Origin of the sequence: Pseudomonas sp. Kh14, assembly GCF_900291005.1 — a bacterium.
In the GTDB taxonomy this organism is placed as follows: domain Bacteria; phylum Pseudomonadota; class Gammaproteobacteria; order Pseudomonadales; family Pseudomonadaceae; genus Aquipseudomonas; species Aquipseudomonas alloputida.
This window is the reverse complement of sequence record NZ_OLKJ01000029.1, coordinates 14362-33934: the sequence shown is the minus strand read 5'-3', so window position 1 is coordinate 33934 and position 19573 is coordinate 14362. Positions and strand designations below refer to the sequence as shown.

17 protein-coding genes are annotated in these 19573 nt (G+C 62.0%); 5 read left to right on the top strand and 12 right to left on the bottom strand.

Features of this window, described 5'->3' with window-relative positions; genetic code table 11:
• The first annotated feature begins 70 nt into the window (after positions 1–70).
• The 3 genes from FQ668_RS14910 to FQ668_RS14900 all read left to right on the top strand — a co-directional run bounded on the left by FQ668_RS14910 (position 71) and on the right by FQ668_RS14900 (position 3298).
• Positions 71–1159: a polyamine ABC transporter substrate-binding protein gene (locus tag FQ668_RS14910; protein WP_014591022.1), complete on the top strand. Its 1089-nt coding sequence runs from the start codon at positions 71–73 to the stop codon at positions 1157–1159.
• A 13-nt stretch (positions 1160–1172) separates the two neighbouring features.
• Positions 1173–2468, top strand: a complete 1296-nt coding sequence (locus tag FQ668_RS14905) for an FAD-binding oxidoreductase (protein ID WP_144180394.1) — start codon at positions 1173–1175, stop codon at positions 2466–2468.
• 152 nt (positions 2469–2620) lie between these two features.
• Complete coding sequence (locus FQ668_RS14900) at positions 2621–3298, top strand: DUF3313 domain-containing protein (RefSeq protein WP_014591024.1); 678 nt, start codon at positions 2621–2623, stop codon at positions 3296–3298.
• 87 nt (positions 3299–3385) lie between these two features.
• On the opposite strand, the gene FQ668_RS14895 is transcribed toward FQ668_RS14900, so the two are convergent.
• Positions 3386–4762: an L-serine ammonia-lyase gene (locus FQ668_RS14895; RefSeq protein WP_019438656.1), complete on the bottom strand. Its 1377-nt coding sequence runs from the start codon at positions 4760–4762 to the stop codon at positions 3386–3388.
• Positions 4763–4908: 146 nt separating this feature from the next.
• Here FQ668_RS14895 and FQ668_RS14890 point away from each other — a divergent pair, with 146 nt between their 5' ends.
• Complete coding sequence (locus FQ668_RS14890; RefSeq protein WP_012052371.1) at positions 4909–5850, top strand: LysR substrate-binding domain-containing protein; 942 nt, start codon at positions 4909–4911, stop codon at positions 5848–5850.
• 33 nt (positions 5851–5883) lie between these two features.
• Here FQ668_RS14890 and FQ668_RS14885 read toward each other — a convergent pair whose 3' ends face one another.
• The 11 genes from FQ668_RS14885 to FQ668_RS14830 form a co-directional block, all read right to left on the bottom strand.
• Positions 5884–7305, bottom strand: a complete 1422-nt coding sequence (locus tag FQ668_RS14885) for an undecaprenyl-phosphate glucose phosphotransferase (RefSeq protein ID WP_014591027.1) — start codon at positions 7303–7305, stop codon at positions 5884–5886.
• A gap of 177 nt (positions 7306–7482) precedes the next feature.
• The gene (locus FQ668_RS14880; protein WP_019438657.1) at positions 7483–8235 is read right to left on the bottom strand and encodes a WecB/TagA/CpsF family glycosyltransferase; all 753 of its coding nucleotides are present in this window, start codon (positions 8233–8235) and stop codon (positions 7483–7485) included.
• Complete coding sequence (locus tag FQ668_RS14875) at positions 8235–9422, bottom strand: glycosyltransferase family 2 protein (RefSeq protein ID WP_019438658.1); 1188 nt, start codon at positions 9420–9422, stop codon at positions 8235–8237. Before FQ668_RS14875 ends, FQ668_RS14880 begins: the two co-directional genes overlap by 1 nt.
• Positions 9419–10621, bottom strand: coding sequence for a glycosyltransferase family 4 protein (locus FQ668_RS14870; RefSeq protein WP_019438659.1), 1203 nt, complete (start codon positions 10619–10621; stop codon positions 9419–9421). The genes FQ668_RS14875 and FQ668_RS14870 overlap by 4 nt, the downstream gene beginning before the upstream one ends.
• Positions 10622–10670: 49 nt before the next feature.
• Entirely contained in the window at positions 10671–11675 is a 1005-nt protein-coding gene (locus FQ668_RS14865) for a VirK/YbjX family protein (protein ID WP_019438660.1), read from the bottom strand.
• A 9-nt stretch (positions 11676–11684) separates the two neighbouring features.
• Positions 11685–12662: a glycosyltransferase family 2 protein gene (locus FQ668_RS14860; protein ID WP_019438661.1), complete on the bottom strand. Its 978-nt coding sequence runs from the start codon at positions 12660–12662 to the stop codon at positions 11685–11687.
• Between the two features lie 5 nt (positions 12663–12667).
• Positions 12668–13192, bottom strand: a complete 525-nt coding sequence (locus tag FQ668_RS14855; RefSeq protein ID WP_019438662.1) for a serine O-acetyltransferase — start codon at positions 13190–13192, stop codon at positions 12668–12670.
• A gap of 8 nt (positions 13193–13200) precedes the next feature.
• Positions 13201–14157, bottom strand: a complete 957-nt coding sequence (locus FQ668_RS14850; protein WP_010954024.1) for a glycosyltransferase family 2 protein — start codon at positions 14155–14157, stop codon at positions 13201–13203.
• Position 14158: 1 nt separating this feature from the next.
• Positions 14159–14767: an acyltransferase gene (locus tag FQ668_RS14845; RefSeq protein ID WP_014591034.1), complete on the bottom strand. Its 609-nt coding sequence runs from the start codon at positions 14765–14767 to the stop codon at positions 14159–14161.
• Between the two features lie 103 nt (positions 14768–14870).
• On the bottom strand, positions 14871–16337 hold the full coding sequence (locus tag FQ668_RS14840) for a GMC oxidoreductase (protein ID WP_019438663.1): 1467 nt from the start codon (positions 16335–16337) through the stop codon (positions 14871–14873).
• 236 nt (positions 16338–16573) lie between these two features.
• Positions 16574–17950, bottom strand: a complete 1377-nt coding sequence (locus FQ668_RS14830) for an oligosaccharide flippase family protein (RefSeq protein ID WP_019438665.1) — start codon at positions 17948–17950, stop codon at positions 16574–16576.
• 95 nt (positions 17951–18045) lie between these two features.
• On the opposite strand from FQ668_RS14830, the gene FQ668_RS14825 reads away from it, so the two are divergent.
• Entirely contained in the window at positions 18046–19572 is a 1527-nt protein-coding gene (locus FQ668_RS14825; protein WP_019438666.1) for an O-antigen ligase, read from the top strand.
• Position 19573: the final 1 nt, after the last annotated feature.

Below are 19573 nucleotides of genomic sequence, written 5' to 3'. Positions count from 1 at the left end.
GGGTGCTTTGCACCCCATGCACAGGCAAGCCTGCTCCGAACTCGAAGAACAAGACCAACGAGGTGTTCCCATGCGTCATCTGCAAGCCCTGATCCCCGCTGCATTCACCCTGCTGTTCGCCACCACCACCCAGGCCGCGCCCACGGTCAGTGTGTACAACTGGACCGACTACATCGGTGACACCACCCTGGCCGACTTCCAGGCCAGCAGCGGAATCAAGGTGGTCTATGACGTGTTCGACTCCAACGAAACCCTCGAAGGCAAGCTGTTGGCCGGGCGTACGGGTTATGACGTGGTGGTACCGTCCAACCACTTCCTCGCCCGCCAGGCCCAGGCCGGCGCCTTCCTGCCGCTGGACCGCAGCAAGCTGCCGAACTGGCAGCACCTGGACCCCAAACTGCTCAAGCAACTTGAACAGAACGACCCCGGCAACCAGTACGCCGTGCCTTACCTGTGGGGCACCAATGGCATCGGCTACAACGTCGACAAGGTCAAGGCGGCACTGGGTGTGGACCGTATCGACTCGTGGGCAGTGCTGTTCGAGCCCGAGAACCTGAAAAAGCTCAAGCAGTGCGGTGTGGCATTCATGGACTCGCCCGACGAGCTGTTCCCGGCCGTGCTCAACTACCTGGGCATGGACCCGCGCAGCGAAAAACCGGGCGATTACGCCAAGGCCGAGGCCCGGCTCCTTGAACTGCGCCCCTACATCACCTACTTCCACTCCTCCAAGTACGTCTCTGACCTGGCGAACGGTGATGTCTGCATCGCCTTCGGCTACTCCGGCGACGTGTTCCAGGCCGCCAACCGCGCCGTAGAGGCGAAAAACGGCGTGAAGGTCGCCTACAGCATTCCCAAGGAAGGCAGCAACCTGTGGTTCGACCTGCTAGCCATCCCCAAGGATGCCAACAACCCCGAGCAGGCCCTGGCGTTCATCAACTACCTGCTCGACCCGAAAGTGATTGCCAAGGTCAGCGCCACGGTCGGCTATGCCAACGCCAACCCGGACGCCAAGGCCTACATGGATGCATCGCTGGTGAACAACCCCGAGATCTACCCACCCCAGGAGGTGCTGGACAAGCTGTACATCTCCAGCACCCCGAGCCCGAAAATCATGCGCGTCATGACCCGCTCCTGGAGCAAGATCAAGTCCAACCGCTGAGTCGAGAACGCTCATGTCTTTCAATACCCAACACACCGCCTCGTACTACGCCGCCACAGCGCGCGACGCGGCACCCTACCCCAGCCTGGACAGCGAACTTTCGGCCGACGTATGCGTGATCGGCGGCGGCTTGACTGGGGTCAATACCGCCCTGGAGCTGGCCGAGCGCGGCCTCTCGGTGGTGCTGCTGGAAGCCCGACGCATCGGCTGGGGCGCCAGTGGGCGCAATGGCGGCCAGCTGATTCGCGGTATCGGCCATGATGTCAGCGGCTTTGCCCGGCATGTCGGCCAGGACGGTGTGCGCTACCTGAAGCAGGCCGGTATCGACTCAGTGGAACTGGTGGCCGAGCGCATCGCCCGCTACGGCATTGCCTGCGACCTGCGCTGGGGCTTCTGCGAAACGGCCAACACCGCAGCGCAGTTCGCCGCCTTCAAGGAGGAACAGGACGACCTGGCCGCCCTGGGCTATCGCCATGAAACACGCCTGGTCGGCGCCGGGCAGTTGAACGAGATCGTCGCCAGCGACCAGTACGCTGGCGGCCTGGTCGACATGGGCTCGGGCCACCTGCACCCACTTGATCTGGTCCAGGGCGAAGCCCGCGCGGCCCACAGCCTGGGCGTGCTCATTTTCGAGCAAAGCCCGGTGCTGCGCATTGAGTACGGGCCCAGGTTGACGCTGCACACGGCGCGCGGCAAGGTGCGCGCAAGCAACCTGGTGCTGGGCTGCAATGCTCACCTCGATGAACTGGAACCGCGCCTGAGCGGCAAGGTACTCCCGGCCGGCAGCTATGTGGTGGCCACCGAACCCTTGCCCGAAGCACTGGCAAGCAGCCTGATCCCGCAGAACATGGCGCTGTGCGACCAGAAGGTCGGCCTGGACTACTACCGCCTTACCGCAGACCGCCGCCTGCTGTTCGGCGGCGCCTGCCACTATTCTGGTCGAGACCCCAAGGACATCGCTGCCTATATGCGGCCCAAGGTGCTGAAAGTATTCCCGCAACTGGCCAACGTGCGCATCGACTACCAGTGGGGTGGCATGATCGGCATTACCGCCAACCGTTTCCCCCAGGTCGGGCGCCTGAACCAGCATCCTAACGTGTATTACGCCCAGGGCTATTCCGGGCACGGGCTGAACGTGACGCACTGGACGGCGAAACTGCTGGCCGAAAGCATCGCCCTCGGCCATAGCCACGGCCTGGATGTGTTCAGCGCCGTGCCGCACCTGACCTTCCCCGGCGGCAAGGCGCTGCGCTCCCCCCTGCTGGCACTGGGCATGTTGTGGTACCGCTTGCGTGAGGCCCTGGGTTGAGTGGGCCGCAACGTTTGCAGCGCCACTCAGGGCGAGCACGTCCCGGCCAGGCACTGTGTGTTCTTTTCAAAGAGGATTGCCCCGTCCACTGGCCAACTGCCTCGCACCTGCTAGCGTTGTTGTGGCCGACCTCTCATGGATGCCTTTTCATCATGAAATCATTGCCTCGCATTACCCTGTTGTGCGCCGCGCTGCTTGCCGTGGCCGCCTGCTCCAGCAACCGCGTGGACCCCAAGGATTACTCCGGCTTCCTCAAAGACTACAGCCGGCTGCAAGAGGCCAAGAGCCCGTCGGGTGACCCGGTGATGCGCTGGATCGACCCCAAGGTCAATATCAACCAGTACAGCCAGGTGTTCGTCGAGCCAAGCCAGTTCTACCCCAAGCCGCAGCCCACCGCCGTTATCTCGCAGCAGACGCTTCAGGAAATCACCCGCTACTTCAACGACGCCCTGCGCCGCGAAATGGGCAGCGTGATGCCGTTGGCCAAGGGGCCTGGCCCCGGCGTGATCGTCGTACGCCCGGCGATCACGGCAGTGTCCACCAGTAACGAGGGCCTCAGGCCTTACGAGGTGATCCCTATCGCGCTTATCGCGGCGGGAGTGAATACCGCCATGGGTGGCCGTGACCAGGATGTGGATGTCGGTGTGGAGGCAGCGTTCCTGGACGGCGCCAGCCAGAAGGTACTGGCCCAGGTGGTCCGCAAGGGCGCGGGCCAGGAACTGGAGAACGATACCCAGAAGCTGACTTTGAATGACGTCAAGCCGGTGCTCGATGGCTGGGCCAAGGACATGCGTGCGAGCTTCCTGGCAGCGAAGCAGAAAGGCCGCTGAGTCAGCGCTGACCCAACAGGTCAACGCGACCTGGTGAAGGAGCGGCCCATCGAGACACAAGGCCGCTCCAGTTGACCGCGTTAAACATCAGCACTCGACAAAAGCGACCGCCAAACCGCCGCGCGAGGTCTCCTTGTAATTGGCATGCATGTCTGCACCCGTATCTCGCATGGTGCGGATCACCCGGTCGAGCGAGATGAAGTGCTCGCCATCCCCCCGCAGCGCCATCTGCACAGCATTGATCGCTTTGACCGCAGCAATCGCATTGCGCTCGATGCACGGAACCTGCACCAGGCCACCCACCGGGTCGCAGGTCAGCCCAAGATTGTGCTCCAGGGCAATTTCGGCGGCGTTTTCAAGCTGGGGCGGCGTAGCACCCAGTACCTGCGCCAAGCCGGCAGCAGCCATCGAACAGGCTGAGCCCACCTCCCCCTGACAACCCACCTCGGCACCGGAAATCGAGGCGTTCTTTTTGCACAGGATGCCAACCGCCGCTGCGCCAAGCAGGAAGTCCACCACATCAGCATCGCAGGCACCGGGGTTGAACTTCATGTAGTAGTGCAACACCGCCGGGATAATGCCGGCTGCACCGTTGGTGGGCGCGGTAACCATACGCCCTCCGGCGGCATTTTCTTCATTGACCGCCAAGGCGAACAGGTTGACCCACTCCATGGCGCCAAGGGTCGAGCCGATCACGTTGGGCTTGCCCAGTTCCTGCAGGCTGCGATGCAACCGCGCGGCGCGGCGCTTGACGTGCAAGCCGCCCGGCAGGACGCCCTCGTTACGCAGGCCGTTCGCCACGCACTCACGCATGGCCGCCCAGATGCGCAGCAAGCCTTCGCGCACCTCGGCCTCCGGGCGCCAGGCGCATTCGTTGGCCATCATCAGTTGCGCCACGCTCAGGTTGTGGGCTTTGCACAAAGCCAGCAGTTGGGTACCACTGTCGAATTCATAAGGCAGCCTCACGGCATTCGTTTCGCTTGCCGGCGCATCGATTTCGGCTTGCTCGACGATGAAGCCGCCGCCCACCGAAAAATAGGTCTGGCTCAACAGGCTGTGCTGCCCGTCCATGGCTTCCAGGCTCATGGCATTGGGGTGATAAGGCAGGCTCTCGTCGAGCAGCAGCATGTCACGGCCGTAGTCGAAGGCCAGCGGATGGCTACCGTCGAGCATCAGGCAGTGCTCTTGCAGGACCTGGCCGATGCGCGACTCGATCGTGGACGGGTCGATACGGTCCGGCCACTGGCCCATCAAGCCTAGCAGGCACGCGCGGTCGGTGGCATGGCCAACCCCGGTAGCCGACAGCGAGCCATACAGCCGCACCTCCACGCGCGTTACCTGGGCCAGCAGCCCCTGCTCACGCAAGGCCTGGGCAAAGGTGGCCGCCGCGCGCATCGGGCCGACGGTATGGGAACTGGACGGCCCGATGCCAATTTTGAAAAGGTCGAAAACACTGATAGCCATGCTAATGCCTGCCCCTACCCTGACATGCATCCAGGGTAGGGTTGTCTGAAGAAATTGAGCGTTATTGCGAATTTGCGCGATACTGCCGCGCTGGCTCACGGATGACCAACGAAACTTCCTAAGCAAGCCTTTAGCGGTACTAAACGATGCGACGACAACTCAATGGTCAGATGTTCGTCTGGCTGCATGTATTTGCCTGCGCAGCCCGGCACTTGTCCTTCACCCGTTGTGCCGAAGAGCTGCACATCACCCCGGGCGCGGTCAGCCAGCAGATGCGCCAGCTGGAAGAGCGCCTGGGCTACCGGCTGTTCCTGCGCCGGGCGCGCGGCGTGGAGCTGAGCGCCGAGGGGCAACGCCTGGCCCAGACGGTGGCGGAGGCCTACGGCAGTATCGAAGCCGAGCTGCTGCGGCTGGACGCGGGGGAAATCCGCGGCACATTGCGTGTGCGTTCTATCCCCTCGTTCCTGGCCAAATGGCTCACGCCGCGATTGCCGCGTTTTCAACAACGCTACCCGGATATCGAACTGCGCCTGGTCGCCGAAGACAGTGCCCAGGCGCTGACCCCGGGTGATTTCGATTTGGCCATTGACCTGAACGATGGTAGCTACCCAGGCATGCTCTCGACGCCGCTGCTGGACGAGCAGATCTTCCCGGTGTGCTCACCTGCACTGCTACGCGGGCGCCCACCGCTGCACGGCCCCGCTGACCTGGCGCACTACCCGCTGCTGCATGACATCACCGCCTGGCGTGGCAGTTCGGAATATGCCGAGTGGGAGTTCTACCTGGAAGGCATCGGCGCCGCCGGCCTGGATGTGCGGCGCGGGCACACCTTCAACCGCAACCACCTGACCATCGAGGCGGCGATTGCCGGTATCGGCGTGGCGATTGCCCGCCGCACGCTGCTCAATGATGAACTGGAACGCGGGGCACTGATCGTGCCGTTTGGTGTACCGATTGCCAACCACAAGCGTTATGTGGTGCATTACCCGCCAGGCGGCCTGAACCAGCCAGGTGCGCGGGCGGTGCATGACTGGCTGGTGGAAGAAGCGAGGGGGTTCAGGGCTTTGCATCCGTTGAACAAGGAATAGCCACCTGGGCGCGCTTGAGCAGGAGCGCTTCGCTTAATAAGCCTGCTTACCCGTGAAGGCATTAAGCGTGCGCACCAGAATCACGAAGTCCAGCCACAACGACCAGTTGTTGATGTACTCGATGTCCGAGTCGACCCGCTGGATCATTTGCTCGATATCCTTGGTCTCCCCCCTGAAGCCGCGCACCTGCGCCAAACCTGTCATGCCTGGCTTGATATTGTGGCGGGCAAAGTAGTCAACGATATCCTGCGAATACAAGGTGTCATGTTGCAAGGCATGCGGCCGGGGCCCTACCAGGGACATTTCCCCGGTCAGCACATTGAACAATTGTGGCAGTTCGTCAAGGCTTGTCCGCCGGATAAAGGCGCCAACCCGGGTCAACCGAGGGTCGTTCTTCTGCGCCTGCTTGACCACACCTGCTTCCGGTTGGTGAACATGCATGCTGCGAAACTTCCAGATGCGGAACGATTCTCCTGTCCAGCCGGTACGTTCCTGGCGGAAGAACACCGGGCCGCGGCTATCGATCTTGATGGCCAGCGCAACAGCCAGCAATACGGGTGATGCAAACAGCAAAATCAACGCGGCCAGCACCCGGTCTTCAAGGTTTTTCAAGAACAGGCTCATGCCCGTCAAGGGTGTCTCCGACAAGGTCAGCACCGGAATGCCGGCAATTTCCCGCACGCTGTGGTTGATCAGGCGCAACGAGAAGATATCCGGCACCCAGTTCACTGCAATGCACTTGTCGAGCAACTTGAAATACACGTCGTTGATGACCTCGGAGCCACCCAGTGGCGTCACCAGGTACACCGTACGTATGCCGTGCCGGGCCACCAGCTCGTCGAGGTCACCAATATGCCCCAACACCGGCAGGCGCTGCTTGCCCTCGGCACTCTCCAGCCCCTGCCCATCGCCCTTGTCGAGTAGCACGCACCCCAGCACCCGCTCGCCAAACCACGGGTTGTTGCTAATTTTCTGGTACAGGAAGTTGGCCAGGTCACCGTTGCCGATGATGAGGGCATTGTCCAGGCGCGCGTGGGCGGTAAAGCGTTTTTGCAGTTCACGCACGGCAAAGTGCAAGAACAACTGCGCGAAATAACCAATGACGAACAACTGCCCCATCAGCAACCGGGAATAGGTTTCGCTCTGTTTGGTCAGGAAGGCCATGACCACCAGGAAGCAAAACGTTGCCGACCAGGCCTTGAACAGGCGGAACGCCTTGATCGAAAGCCCGACGTTGGTGCGGTAGATCGCGTAATGATCATAAATGACTGCCAGTGCGCCAATCAGCAACAGCAGCATGATCACGTAATCGGATGTGATGTAGCCGAACTGGTCGTAGATCAGGTACCAGGCAATACCGGTGACGGCAATACCATCGAGGCCTGCCTGGATGGCGTTACTGACACTGCTTCTTCTCTGAAGTAAGGAACGACTGCTTCTGGGTTCGAAAACCATTTCAGACCTCATCAAAATGAGCGTAGCAAGTGCCTTCCATCAAACAGCAAGTCTTGAAAACAGCTTATGCAAAGCCCGTGAAGCAGGATCGTGGAGTTCTCAAGCCATTGATATCACTGTAGCAGCCACCTGCCGCTGGCGTGCCCGGAATCACCGCTTGTGCGAATTTTGGCCGATTCATAGGGCCCGCCTGGCCGAAACCGCCGCCCGCCGGTACAACAGGGTGCGCAACAGGAATAGCGGATTGCCCACCACATAACGCATGAACAGGCGCTTGGGCTCGCGCAGCAGGCGGTACAGCCACTCGCCACCCAAACGCCGCAGCCATTCGGGGGCACGGCTGACCTTGCCGCCGAGAAAGTCCAGGATCGCCCCACCGCACACGATCAGGCATGGCCCGCCAGTGACTGCCAACTCCGCTGCGACCGCTTCTTGCTTGGGCATGCCCATGCCCAGCACGATCAGCTCGGGTTGCTGCTCGCGGGCCAATTGCAAATAGGTTTCAAGGCTGGCGAAGCCATCGTGAACCGACACCGGCACGATGCCAAACTCGGCTTTACAGCGCCGCACGGCCTGGTCCAGGTAGGGTTGCCGGGTGCCCCAGAAGGCGACCTTGCGCCCTCGGTAAGCAGCCATGAGCCTGGGAATGAAGTCAGTGCCGTTCATGTTCAGTCCGGGTTCCAGGCCCAGGCGGCGATACAGGATCGCCATGCCGGCGCCATCGCGCAGCAGTACATCTGCGGCCGACAGCGCCTGGCTGTAGCCACCATCGCGCACAACCAGGTTCATCGCATGGGCGTTGACGAAGCCCAGCACGGTGCCCGTATCCGGCGTAGCCAGGCGGTCGAGAAGGCGCTGCACAGCGGCGTCATCAGCGATCACTTCCAGCTGGTCGATCACACGCTTCCAGCGATTCTGCCACTGATCCATCAGTCGTCATCCCGTTTTGAACGCACCCATTCAACCTGGCGCTTGATCAGGAAACTCAGGTACAAGGGAATTTTCCTGGCCGCGTAATACGGCGCGTACAACAACACCGAGAACGGTATCACTTCACGGCAGAAGCGCGCCCAGGCCAACGTCACAGCGAAGGCCAGCAAGGCCAAACCGGCAAAGGCGAGCCACGCAGGCGCCGCCAGGCCGAACAGCAGGTACGCCAGCCAGGTCACCAGGTTAAGCCCGAGCAAGGTCAGTACCAGCAACGCCAGGGGCGGTACCAGCAGGTCCAGGGTCAAGGCCGCCAGGCTAGCGTTGCGCTGGGTGATTGCAGCCATCGCCCGTTTGGGTGCGTCGGCAAGCATCAAGCCCAGATGGCCATGCTCCCAGCGGGTGCGTTGGCTGTTGAGGCCTTGCTGGCTGAGCGGGAACTGGCTAGTGACCAGTGCCTCGGGGCAGAAAGCAGGCGGTTTACCCTGCTGGCAAAGGTCCAGGCCCAGCTTCACATCCTCGACCAGATGACCATTGGCCAGGTTGATCAGGCTCAGATCGTGCCAGCCGAACGCCATGCCCGCGCCCATCAGCTGGCATGGCAGGCCCAGGCGCGCCCAGCCGCGTGGCCGCACCAGGTTCTTGACCCGCCAGGCAAACTCGGCAACTTGCACCCGCAACCCGGCACCTGCCGGTGCACGCATCAGGTACAGCGACTGTACCGGGCGGGCAAGTTCGTGGCAGCGGCGCGCCAGGCAGTCGATCGCCCCCTCGCCCACCTGGCAGTCGGCATCCACCACAATGACCACCTCGGGCGGCCGCTGAGCCAGGTGGCGCACGCCGAAATCCAGTGCGTAACCTTTGCCGCGCAAGCGCGTATCGTGGCGCTCGACCACTTCGGCGCCAGCCTCACGTGCCAACCGGGCCGTGTCATCGGAACAGTTGTCTGCCACGACCAGCAGGCGGTCGCCGTCCAACAGTTGCGGCGTAACGCTGGCCAGCATCGCACGAATGACCAACGCCTCATCGTGGGCGGGCACCAACACCGCCACTCGCGGGCGCTCGCCAATGCCCTTGGGCCTCGACCGCGCCGGCAGACAAGCCAGCAACACTTGCAGCACCAGCACCGACACCGGTACCAGGACGATGATCGCCAACAGGCCCAGTAACCAACCCAATACACTTATCATGCGTATGCCTTGAAATAGTCGGCCAGCCTGGCCGCCTCGGTATCGATGTCATGCCGTTGCACGACACGCTGGTAGGCCATCTCGCCCATGCGCTGCAGTGCCTCGGCCGGTTGCGCCAGGCAGTCGGCCATGGCTGTTGCCAGCTCGTCCACGGCGCCGGCAGGGAACAGCCAGCCGTTCTCGCCAGGCCGCACCAGCTCGGGGATACCCGCTACATAGGTGGTGAGCACGGGCCGGCGCAAGGCCATGGCCTCCATGATGACCACGGGCAAACCCTCGGCGAAACTGGGCAGCACCAGCGCACGGGCGCCCAGGATTTCCTCACGTACCTGCGCACTGCTGATCCAGCCAGTGATACGCACTTGCTGCTGCAAGCCGTGCCGGGCAATCAAGGCCTCGATCTGCTCGCGCATTTCACCGTCACCCGCCAGCACCAGCTCGAAGGTGATCGACCGGGCAGCGAGACAGCGCGCCGCGTCCAGCAACAGCAGCTGGCCCTTCTGTTCGCACAGGCGCCCGACACACACCAGCCGTGGCGCCGACGGCACATCGACCGGCGCCACCTCATGAAAACCACGCTCCAGACCGCAATGCACCACCTTCACCTTACCCCAGTGCTCGTGCGCCACCCAACGGTACAGCTGGCTGCGCCCGTACGAGCTCACCGCCGCGACAAAGGCGGCGCGGCGCACCTTCTCCCCCATGTGCAAGAACTGTGGTTTGTCGAATTCTTCCGGCCCGTGCACGGTAAAGCTGTATGCCGGCCCGCCCAGGACGTTGGCCAGCATGACCACTTCCGTAGAGTTGGTGCCGAAATGCGCGTGCACATGTGTCGCCTCCCCTGCCTGCAACCACTGCAGTACCTGGCAGGCCTCGGCCAGGTAGACCAGGTGGTAGGGCCAGGCACGGTCGGCCCGCAGGCCAAGGCGCATGGCCAGCCACAGCGCCTGGAAAAAACGCCGCGGCTGCGTACGCAGCACCTGCCAGGTCGGTGCCAGTAACCCCTTGAGCCCACCTTGCAATACGTAGCGGGTCTTGCCCCGCTCGGTTGCGTCCTCGGCATCCTGCACTTCGGCGTCCCACCCACGCAGGGCTATACGTTGCACCTCAACCCCCTGGCGTTCCAGCGCCAGAATTTCGCGACGGATGAAACTGTGGCTGACTTTCGGGTACTGATTGATGAAGTAAGCAATGCGCATACGAATCCAGATCCAAACCCGCTTGATGACCAACCTTCCCTGGCAACCTTCACTTCAGGCTGTCGACTACGGGCGGTCTGTCTACTGCCGATGCACTCACAGCAAATGCATCCCCCTGTTTTCCTTGTAGTCCAAGGTTGTGATTGCTGCTTGGCAATGCTGCCTGCAAGCGGGTGAAAACATCGTTTAGCAATGCTTGTCGGCGGCGGTACATCGCTCGTTTCTTCGCCGGGATGTCGGCTTCCGCTCGTTGCGCCGGCGCCAGCGGCAGGGTAAAAAAATCCTCACGGTCGGACGCTGTGGCACCGTGTTCTTGCCAGATCACGTCGTAGTTGGCCGCCAGGTCCTGGCCCTTGTCACTGCCAAAATAGGGGTGACGATGGTGCCGGCTGGCATCGCTGACGGCATACAGCCGCGTCACCCCCAGGGTCCTGGCCAGGCATTTCAACGCTTCGAGCAGCAGGCTGCGTGGCCGCAGCCCTTCGAAGTCCTTGGTCAGGTCACGGTAGATGGCCAGCGAGGTTTCGCTGTCGATACCTTTGTGGATGCCCTGCACCGCACCGATGAACAGGCTCGTCTCACCCTGGCTACGGCCCAGGGTGAACGCCAGGGATGCCACGCGCAGGTCGGCCTGGAACAGGTTCAGCACCAACTCGCCTTCGCGCTTGAACCAGATTGGCCGGTCCAGTACCAGGCAGCAGCCCGGCGAATGGCTGGACAGGTCACACAGCCTCAGGTTTTCGTCGCGCCCCAGCAGCAGCAACGCCGGGAACTGCCCAGCCACCAGCTCAAAGTGCGAAGCCACCACCTCCAGACGCTGCGGGGCCTCCCAGCATTGGCTGATGTAAGGCCATTGCACGACACCGATACAATCCACACCCAGCCGCTGCAAACCATGCGGGCCCAGCGCCGCCATCATGCGTTGCATGAACCCGTTCAGCTCAGGCCACTGCCTGGCAATCTGCCGCGTCAACTTGTACTTGTTGTGCATCGCCCGCAACGAGTAACCCGGTTGCAAGGTAAACACGCTTTTCACGAGGGTGCCGAGCATCATGGGTTTCTCTCACTTGTACTCGATCAAAGCCGATTTGCCAGCCGCAAGACGGTGGCGCAGGAACTTCAGCTGGCCGAGCATTTCCGGGAACTTGCCCAACACCAGGAACACGGCCTGCAGCCAGTTCTCGCGCGTCGACTTGCCACCGCGGCGGGCCAGGCGCACGGTCTGCAGTGGGTAGATCGACAGCAGGAGCAGGCCCCAGCCGCCCAGCAGCAGGCAGGCCAGCACGATCACCAAGGGTATGCCCAGCCCCCACAACCAGGCCCGACGTGACTCACGCAGCCAGTGCCGCTCGGGTGGCTGGCCATGCAGGTAGGCGCCCTCGGCATAGGCGTGCCCAGCACGCAGGCTACGCCGCCACCACTGGCTGAAACGGGTCATGCCGGCATCGTGCAGGGTCATCTCGGCAGCCAGTCGCCAGACTTTCCAGCCGTTGGCCCGCAACCGTACGCACAGTTCTGGCTCTTCGCCGGCGATCAGGTCAGGACGGAAGCCACCCACGCCAGCAAAGGCGTCTGCCCGCATCAGCGCATCGCCGCCACAGGCCTTGGCCTCACCGACCGGGGTATCCCACTCCAGGTCGCACAGCAAGTTGTACACCGAACGCTGCGGGAAGCGCTCACGCCGGCGACCACACACCACTGCCACGGCGGGGTGCTGCTCAAGAAAAGCCTGCGCCGTGGCCAGCCAGGTGGTATTGACCTCGCAGTCGCCATCGACGAACTGTACCAGTTGCATCGATGGCAACAGGCGCTGCAAGGCGGCAAAGCCTTCATTGCGGGCGCGTGCGGCGGTGAACGGGATACTCATGTCCAGCGCCAGCACTGCCACGCCAAGGTTGGCGGCCAGCTGCAGCGAACCATCGGTGGAACCCGAGTCGACGTACATGACCTTGTCCGGCCCCTGCGCCAGCGAAACAAGGCAGCGCTCGAGACGCTGGCCTTCATTGCGGCCGATCACCACCACGCCGATCACCGTTGCCATAGGCCTCACTCGACCGATGCCGTGGCGGCCGGTTGCCGGGCCTTGATGATGGCCGGCACCCCCACTGCCAGTGAATTGTCCGGCACATCTACCAGCACGACGGCATTGGCGCCGATGATCACGTTGTTGCCGATGCGAATACTGCCCAGCACCTTGGCCCCGGTGCCGATGTCGACGTTATTGCCGAACACCGGGGCAATCGGCTCGTCGACATTCTTCAGGCCCACCACCACGCCGTTGCGGATACGGCAGTCATCGCCGAAGCGGGCATAGCCGCTGACAACGATGCCGCCAAAATGATCGATGACGAAGTTGCGCCCGATCACCACCTCGCAAGGCAGTTCGATACCGGTGATGATCTGGACGAATTTGAACAGCACCCTGTAGATGAGCGAGCACAGTTTGCGCAGCAGTGCCGGGCGCAGCGTATAACGCCAGCGGCCAAAGCGGTACACCAACAATACCCAGAAGCCCTGGGCGCCCCAGTCCCCGCCATGGGCACGCAGGTCGGCGCGAATATTATCGAACATGGCTCCACCTACCTTGTCGGTTGGCTGGCGTACCGGGTCTTGAACAGCAAAGACCAGGTTGCCCGGCAATGACGCCAGCAGGCCTGAATGGCGCCCCAGCCGCGTCGTTTCAACAGCGCCTTGAGTGCCAGCACCAGGTCGCCCAGCGTGACCAGCAGCATGTGCAGGGCAAGCCCCGCCACCCCATGATGCTTGCGGAAGTACAGCAACTCGCTTTCGATCTGATAGGACGAGATCTGCCGGCTGGCGGCCTCCAGTTCCGCCACCGACTTGGAGCTTTCGCCACCGATATGCACCACCGTGGTATGCGGGTAGAACACCACTTTCCAGCCCGCTTCCTTCACCCGCTTGCAGTGGTCCACCTCTTCGTAATAAAGGAAGTAGCGCGGGTCGAACAAACCCACCTTGTCGAGTACTTCGCGGCGCACCAGGTAGAAGCAGCCGGGCAACCAGTCACACTCGCGCACCGAGGCGTGATCCCAGTTCATGTCGTCGACCATCTTCACCCCTGGGAAGAACCGCCCCAACCCGGTACGCCCGACGAACACATTGAGCGGCGTGGGGAAGTAGCGACAACTGGGCTGCAGGTCGCCATCGCGACCCTCCAGGCGCACCCCCAGTACGCCGCACTCCGGGTGGGCGTCCATGTAGTCGAGCGTTTTTTGCAGCGAGTCGGCGGCAACGAAGGCATCGGTATTGAGCAGCAAGGCGTACTTGCCCTTGAGGTGCGCCAACAACTGGTTGTTGGCCCGGCCGAAACCCACGTTCTGCTTGTTGCTCAGCAGCAGTGCCTCGGGGCACACCTGGGCCATGCGCTGCACCGAGTCATCGCGCGAGGCATTGTCGACCACCAGGTAACTGGCCAGGCGCTCGCTGTCGGCCCGGCGCAGCGCATCGAACATCGGCTGCAACAGTCCAGCGGTATTGAAGTTGACCACCATGACATCCACAGGTTTGCTAGCCATTTCAGCTGTCCCCGAAGAAATACTGACGTCTTTGCGCCATCAGTAACGGTTCCACTTCCGGGTCGTAGGCACCGTTGCGCTGCTTCACCAGATCGATCCATGGGTAGGCTTCGCAACGTGCCTCGACCCGCTTGATCAACTGTTCGGTGGTACAAATGAACTCGGCAGGGTTGCCACCATAGACGGTGCCTGGCGGCACGTCCTTGGTCACCACCGCCCCTGCCGCCACGATGGATTCGGGCCCGATGGTCACGCGAGGCATCACGATCGCACCATGGCCGATGAAGCAGTTGTCCTTGATGTCGATGAAACCGATCGAATCCAGGTGCTTGCCAAAGCGATGCTCGATCAGCAATACCACCCCGTCATGACCGATCAACGTGCAGTCGGACAAGCCCACGCTGTTACCGATACGTACCAGCGACGGGTCGAGAAACTTGCAGCCTGTATTGACGTAGAAATTGCTGCCGACCGAATGAAAGTTGCCCCATCGGGCCAGATAGGCCCCCCATTCAAGACCAGATGGGTTGCAGAACCTCCTGTAGAATTTGCCACCTCGCCCGGTTGCATGGGCGTAGTGCGCCACTGCCTTGCGTATCCATCCCTTCATACTGCCTGGCCTCGCGATCTGAACAATCTTGAGTGTCCTGAGGCGTTCCGGTCTCGTTCTTCCAGGTGCTGACCGCAGCGCACTCACCCGTGTACAACCCGTATCACGCAGCGGCGCCGCTGGCCGCTTTCATCTTTTTATCGAGGTGGTCGGCCAGCCGCACGGCAAATTGCAACAGCGGCATGGTCGGGTTGGAGGCGCCGCCCTTGGCAAAAATGCTGCTACCGGCGACATACAGGTTTTCGGTGCCGAACACCTTGCAATTGGCATCGACCACGCCGTACTGCGGCGAGGCGGCCATACGCGTGGTGCCCATGTGGTGGGCATGGGGTGACATTTTCAGCGGAATCGAGGTGTCATAAACAAAATCGTTGAGCTTGACGAAACCCAGGTCCATGTCGGCGAACTGCTTGGCCAGTTCGCTGCCAATGCACTTGATGGTGTGCCGGTCAGCGGCGCTGAGCGCCCAGTTGACATTGACCTTGGCCACGCCCAGCGCATCCTTCTCGTCCAGTAGCGAAATGCGGCTGTGCAGGTTGGGAAACTGCTCGATCATGGTGCTGATCACGCCGTCGCCGGGGCAGCTGAACTTGGCGATGAAAGCGACCTTGCTGGCAACACCCATGTCGCAGGCCAGGGTCTCCAGAAAGTACTTGACCTCGGCAGTGCGGCCATAGGTCTTTACATCGTCCAGCAAAACGGCGGTGACATTGCCTTTACCGGCCTTGTAATCGTCGACAAAGGCATCGGTGGTGTAGTACTGACGCGGCTCCGGGCCCTGTCCTGACTTGAGGATGAAAGTGCCCATGTCGATGTTCAGGTGTTCCATGAAACACCCGCCGACCAGCCCGTCCTTGCTCACCACGCCTGCCGCCACCAGGGTCTCGCTGTTCAGCAACTGCCGGGCATTCTCGATGCCACCTGTGGCCAGAATGAAGTTTCTTGCCACCAGACGCTGACGATTGCGTTCATAGTCGGACAGAACCACCGCCTCCAGGTGGCCGGAAGCCTTGTCGAACTTCAGATCAACGCAATTACAGTTGATGAACACGTCAAGGCCGTTGGTCTGCTCCAGTGCTGTAGCGTACTTTTGCGCAAAGCGTGTCGGCGTGCTGAGCAGAAAGCGGTCTGCCTCGAATTCACTGCCATTGAGGCCGTTGTTCATCGCGCGAAAATCCGAGCCAGGAGGCAGATCGACAATTTCCATCGCTGCCGGCAGAAAGCCTTCGATCTCCGAATAGGGAATAGGCCAGCCCGGCAACTCGCCTGGCGGGGCGATGGCAAAGTCCGATGGGGTGAATGGCCGGCAACGGCCAGCCCAGTGATTGGAGGTGCCCCCCAGGTAACGCAGGCGGCTTTCCTCGGCATACAACTCCAGGCCCGTGGATGAGCAAGCGTACAAGTCTTGCGAGTGCGGCGCATATTCGCGCCCCCCGCCTTCGGCGATCATTACGTTCCAGCCAGCGGAGGCCAGGCGCAAGCCCAGGGTAATACCCGCCGGGCCGGCCCCGATGATGCAGAAATCGTAGTTGTCGCGCAGCGCCTTCTGCTGCTGATAGTCCTTGATCATGCTGACGCGTTCCGGAAGTAACGGGACGGCAAGACCCAACCGTTGATCACCACGAACCTGGGCTTTTCGACCGTCTTGCCGGCAACCGCCGCCGAGGTGCCGAACACCGCGCCCCCCACGCCGAGCAAGACACAGCTCTGGAGAAAGCCTCTACGACCCGACTGCGCAGTACAAAAAGTGAGCTTCCCCATGATCCCGTGACCTGTAGCCATGAAAGTTACACCCGGCAAACTGCGCTACAGCCAGTTGAAAAAGGCTGTCAGCAGTGCCCCGCACAGCGCCCCGACCAGTAACATCGGCAGTACCACCAGCTCACGTTTGAGGCTGAAGATACCCAGTTTGCAGTTCACATACACAACCAGCACCAGCGTTGGCACAGCATGCAGGGCAACACCCCAGATAGCCCACTCCACCCCACCAATCGCCAGTAACAGCGGCAATAGCGCCCATAACGAGACCAGGCGGATGATGTTGTCCATGGCCTGGTACTTGGTCAGGCCCAAGGCAATCCACACCTGATGAGCCAAGGTATAGCGCAATACGATGAACGATAGCGAGAGAATCGCCAGCATCGGCCCTGCTTCGCGGTAGCGATCGTCATACATCCAGCCAATCAGCAGCGGGCTGGCGGTCAGGAAACCGCCACAAATGAACAGCACCAGCAGGTCGACCAGCAGCCGAAAGCGGAAATACAGCGCTTTGAGGCGCGGCTTGTCGTCGGCCCGGGCCGCTTCGCTGAAAGCAGGCAGCGCCACCGCGCCGACAATTTTCATGAGCGCGGTCTGCACCGCACCCAGGATCAGCACGGCGATCGAATACACACCCAGTTGCGCCGCCGACATGCTGGCGCCAAACCATATGCGGTCGCCGTACATCGCCAGCACGCCGACCATCGACGACAACAGAATCCAGCGGCCAAACACGATCAGCTCGGTCAGCGCGGAACGGTCCCAGCGCAGGTGGTTGTTGGGCCCCTCCAGGGCGGTATGCCCCAGCACGGTCCAGACGACCGCCGAAACCAGTCCTGATAACACCAGCGCCCAGATCGAATGGGTCAGCAAGCCCAGCACCAGCATCACCACCAGGCCGGCCACCTGCGAGGCAAGGTCGACCAGCACCACGCGCTTTTGTTGGAAAGTTCGTACCGCCACATCTATCTTGGTGGACTGGAAACCCCAGATGGCCGCCGACAGGCCGGTGACCGCCAGCACCATCGGCAGGACGGGCGCGGCATAGGTCGAGTCGGCCGGCCACAGCTCAGCCAGTTGGGCCAACCAAGCTCCCAGGGCCAGCAGCAGGGTAAGGGCAAACAGCAGGAAACCGCGGATGATCTGCACGGTCCAGGCGGTGTTGAGAAAGTCCGGGTCGTCTCCGCGGTGGCTCTGGATGATGTTCTGGCGCAGGCCGACATCGGAAAGCAAATGCAGCAGTATCGAAACAGTGGTGGCGATGACCATCACCCCGAACATTTCCGGCAGCAGCAAGCGGGCCATGATCAGATTGCCGCCCAGGCGCATCACCTGTGAAGCCACCTGCGAGACCAGGTTCCAAGACCCGGCCCTCAGGGCCCGCTTGCGCAGGCTCGCGGCGGCTGACACATCAATCGACGGCATGACTTCAATCTCTGACTGATTGGCTAAAAGTCACTATAGTTTCAATTAGCCATGATGCTAGCCGTTGCCCACCGAGGGAAAGGTGTACATAGCCGATGCCTGAACATTTTCGTGCGTTGATCGTCATCCTGTTTCTGGCGAGCGTGGTCTTCCTGATGGCCCGGCGGCCTGCCACCGACCTGATTCCGCTCAGCGACTACAAGCGCCGGCGCAATCTGTGGTTCCTGCTGACCCTGCTGGCTTTTTTCTCCCACAGCTTCTGGCTGTACCTGGGGGTGGGCGCGGTCGTCCTGTTGCTGGCCGGGCGCCGCGAGCACAACCCCATGGCGCTGTTCTACATGCTGCTGTTCCTGATCCCGCCAGCGTCGGTGCAGGTGCCCGGGTTTGGCGTGGTCAATTACCTGGTCGACCTTAACCATATTCGCCTGCTGACCCTGTGCGTGTTGCTGCCGGCCGCGCTGTACCTGCGCCGCCAAGGTGACACTTTGCGCTTTGGCCGCACCTGGGCCGATAAACTGCTGGCGGCCGGCCTGCTGCTGATGAGCGTGCTCTATTTGCGCGAAACCACCCTTACCGACACGCTGCGCCAGGCGCTGTACCTGTATGTCGACGTTCTCCTGCCGTATTACGTGGCCAGCCGTGGCCTGCGCCAGATCAGCGACTTCAAGGACACCCTGCTGGCCTTCGTGCTCGCCTCTTTCGTCATGGCGCTGATCGCTGTGGCCGAGTATGTGCGCCACTGGCTGTTATACAGCGCCCTGGTCGAGGCCATGGGCGTGCCATGGAGCATGTCCGGCTACCTGAGCCGGGGCGGTGCACTGCGGGCAAGCGTCACCACCGGCCAGGCGATTGCACTGGGTTACGTGATGAGCGTGGCCATCGGCCTGTTCCTGTTCGTGCAGGGCTATGTGCAACGCCCGCTGCACAGGGCCATGGGCGCCCTGCTGCTGGCCGCCGGGCTGTTCGCGCCATTGTCGCGTGGCCCGTGGATCGGCGCGGTGGTCATCGTGGTGGTGTTCATCGCCCTGGGCAAAGGCGCCGTCAAGCGCCTGGCGCTGCTAGGTGCGGCAGGCATGCTGGCGTTGCCCTTGCTGACCGTCGTGCCTGGGGGCGACAAGGTGCTGGACCTGCTGCCGTTCATCGGTAACCTCGAGAAAGAGAACATCACCTACCGCGAGCGGCTGATGGACAACTCGTGGATCGTCATCCAGCGCAACCCGTTGTTCGGCTCCTTCGACTTCCGCAACACACCCGAAATGCAGGCGATGATCCAGGGCGACGGCATCATCGACATCGTCAACACCTACATCAACCTGGCGTTGCGGGTCGGCCTGGTCGGGCTAGGGCTGTTCGTGGCGTTCTTTGCCGTCGTGCTGCGGGGTATCCGCAGGGCCATGCTCAGCTTTGCCGACAAGGACGACGAGCGAAGGCAGCTCGGCCGGGTGTTGCTGGCAACGCTGATCGGCATTCTGGTCATCATCTTCACGGTCAGCAGCATCACCTTCATCCCGGTGGTGTACTGGTCTATCGCAGGCCTGGGCGTGGCCTACATCCAGATGGTTCGCCGGCTGCACAACAGCCAGGTCATGGAACTGGCAGAACCCGACCTACAACCCAGGTAAT

Bases quoted from the DNA above. Each gene is read 5' to 3' on its own strand.
- FQ668_RS14910 (WP_014591022.1), top strand. From the start codon at position 71: ATGCGTCATCTGCAAGCCCTGATCCCCGCTGCATTCACCCTGCTGTTC.
- FQ668_RS14905 (WP_144180394.1), top strand. From the start codon at position 1,173: ATGTCTTTCAATACCCAACACACCGCCTCGTACTACGCCGCCACAGCG.
- FQ668_RS14900 (WP_014591024.1), top strand. From the start codon at position 2,621: ATGAAATCATTGCCTCGCATTACCCTGTTGTGCGCCGCGCTGCTTGCC.
- FQ668_RS14895 (WP_019438656.1), bottom strand. From the start codon at position 4,762: ATGGCTATCAGTGTTTTCGACCTTTTCAAAATTGGCATCGGGCCGTCC.
- FQ668_RS14890 (WP_012052371.1), top strand. From the start codon at position 4,909: ATGCGACGACAACTCAATGGTCAGATGTTCGTCTGGCTGCATGTATTT.
- FQ668_RS14885 (WP_014591027.1), bottom strand. From the start codon at position 7,305: ATGGTTTTCGAACCCAGAAGCAGTCGTTCCTTACTTCAGAGAAGAAGC.
- FQ668_RS14880 (WP_019438657.1), bottom strand. From the start codon at position 8,235: ATGGATCAGTGGCAGAATCGCTGGAAGCGTGTGATCGACCAGCTGGAA.
- FQ668_RS14875 (WP_019438658.1), bottom strand. From the start codon at position 9,422: ATGATAAGTGTATTGGGTTGGTTACTGGGCCTGTTGGCGATCATCGTC.
- FQ668_RS14870 (WP_019438659.1), bottom strand. From the start codon at position 10,621: ATGCGCATTGCTTACTTCATCAATCAGTACCCGAAAGTCAGCCACAGT.
- FQ668_RS14865 (WP_019438660.1), bottom strand. From the start codon at position 11,675: ATGATGCTCGGCACCCTCGTGAAAAGCGTGTTTACCTTGCAACCGGGT.
- FQ668_RS14860 (WP_019438661.1), bottom strand. From the start codon at position 12,662: ATGGCAACGGTGATCGGCGTGGTGGTGATCGGCCGCAATGAAGGCCAG.
- FQ668_RS14855 (WP_019438662.1), bottom strand. From the start codon at position 13,192: ATGTTCGATAATATTCGCGCCGACCTGCGTGCCCATGGCGGGGACTGG.
- FQ668_RS14850 (WP_010954024.1), bottom strand. From the start codon at position 14,157: ATGGCTAGCAAACCTGTGGATGTCATGGTGGTCAACTTCAATACCGCT.
- FQ668_RS14845 (WP_014591034.1), bottom strand. From the start codon at position 14,767: ATGAAGGGATGGATACGCAAGGCAGTGGCGCACTACGCCCATGCAACC.
- FQ668_RS14840 (WP_019438663.1), bottom strand. From the start codon at position 16,337: ATGATCAAGGACTATCAGCAGCAGAAGGCGCTGCGCGACAACTACGAT.
- FQ668_RS14830 (WP_019438665.1), bottom strand. From the start codon at position 17,950: ATGCCGTCGATTGATGTGTCAGCCGCCGCGAGCCTGCGCAAGCGGGCC.
- FQ668_RS14825 (WP_019438666.1), top strand. From the start codon at position 18,046: ATGCCTGAACATTTTCGTGCGTTGATCGTCATCCTGTTTCTGGCGAGC.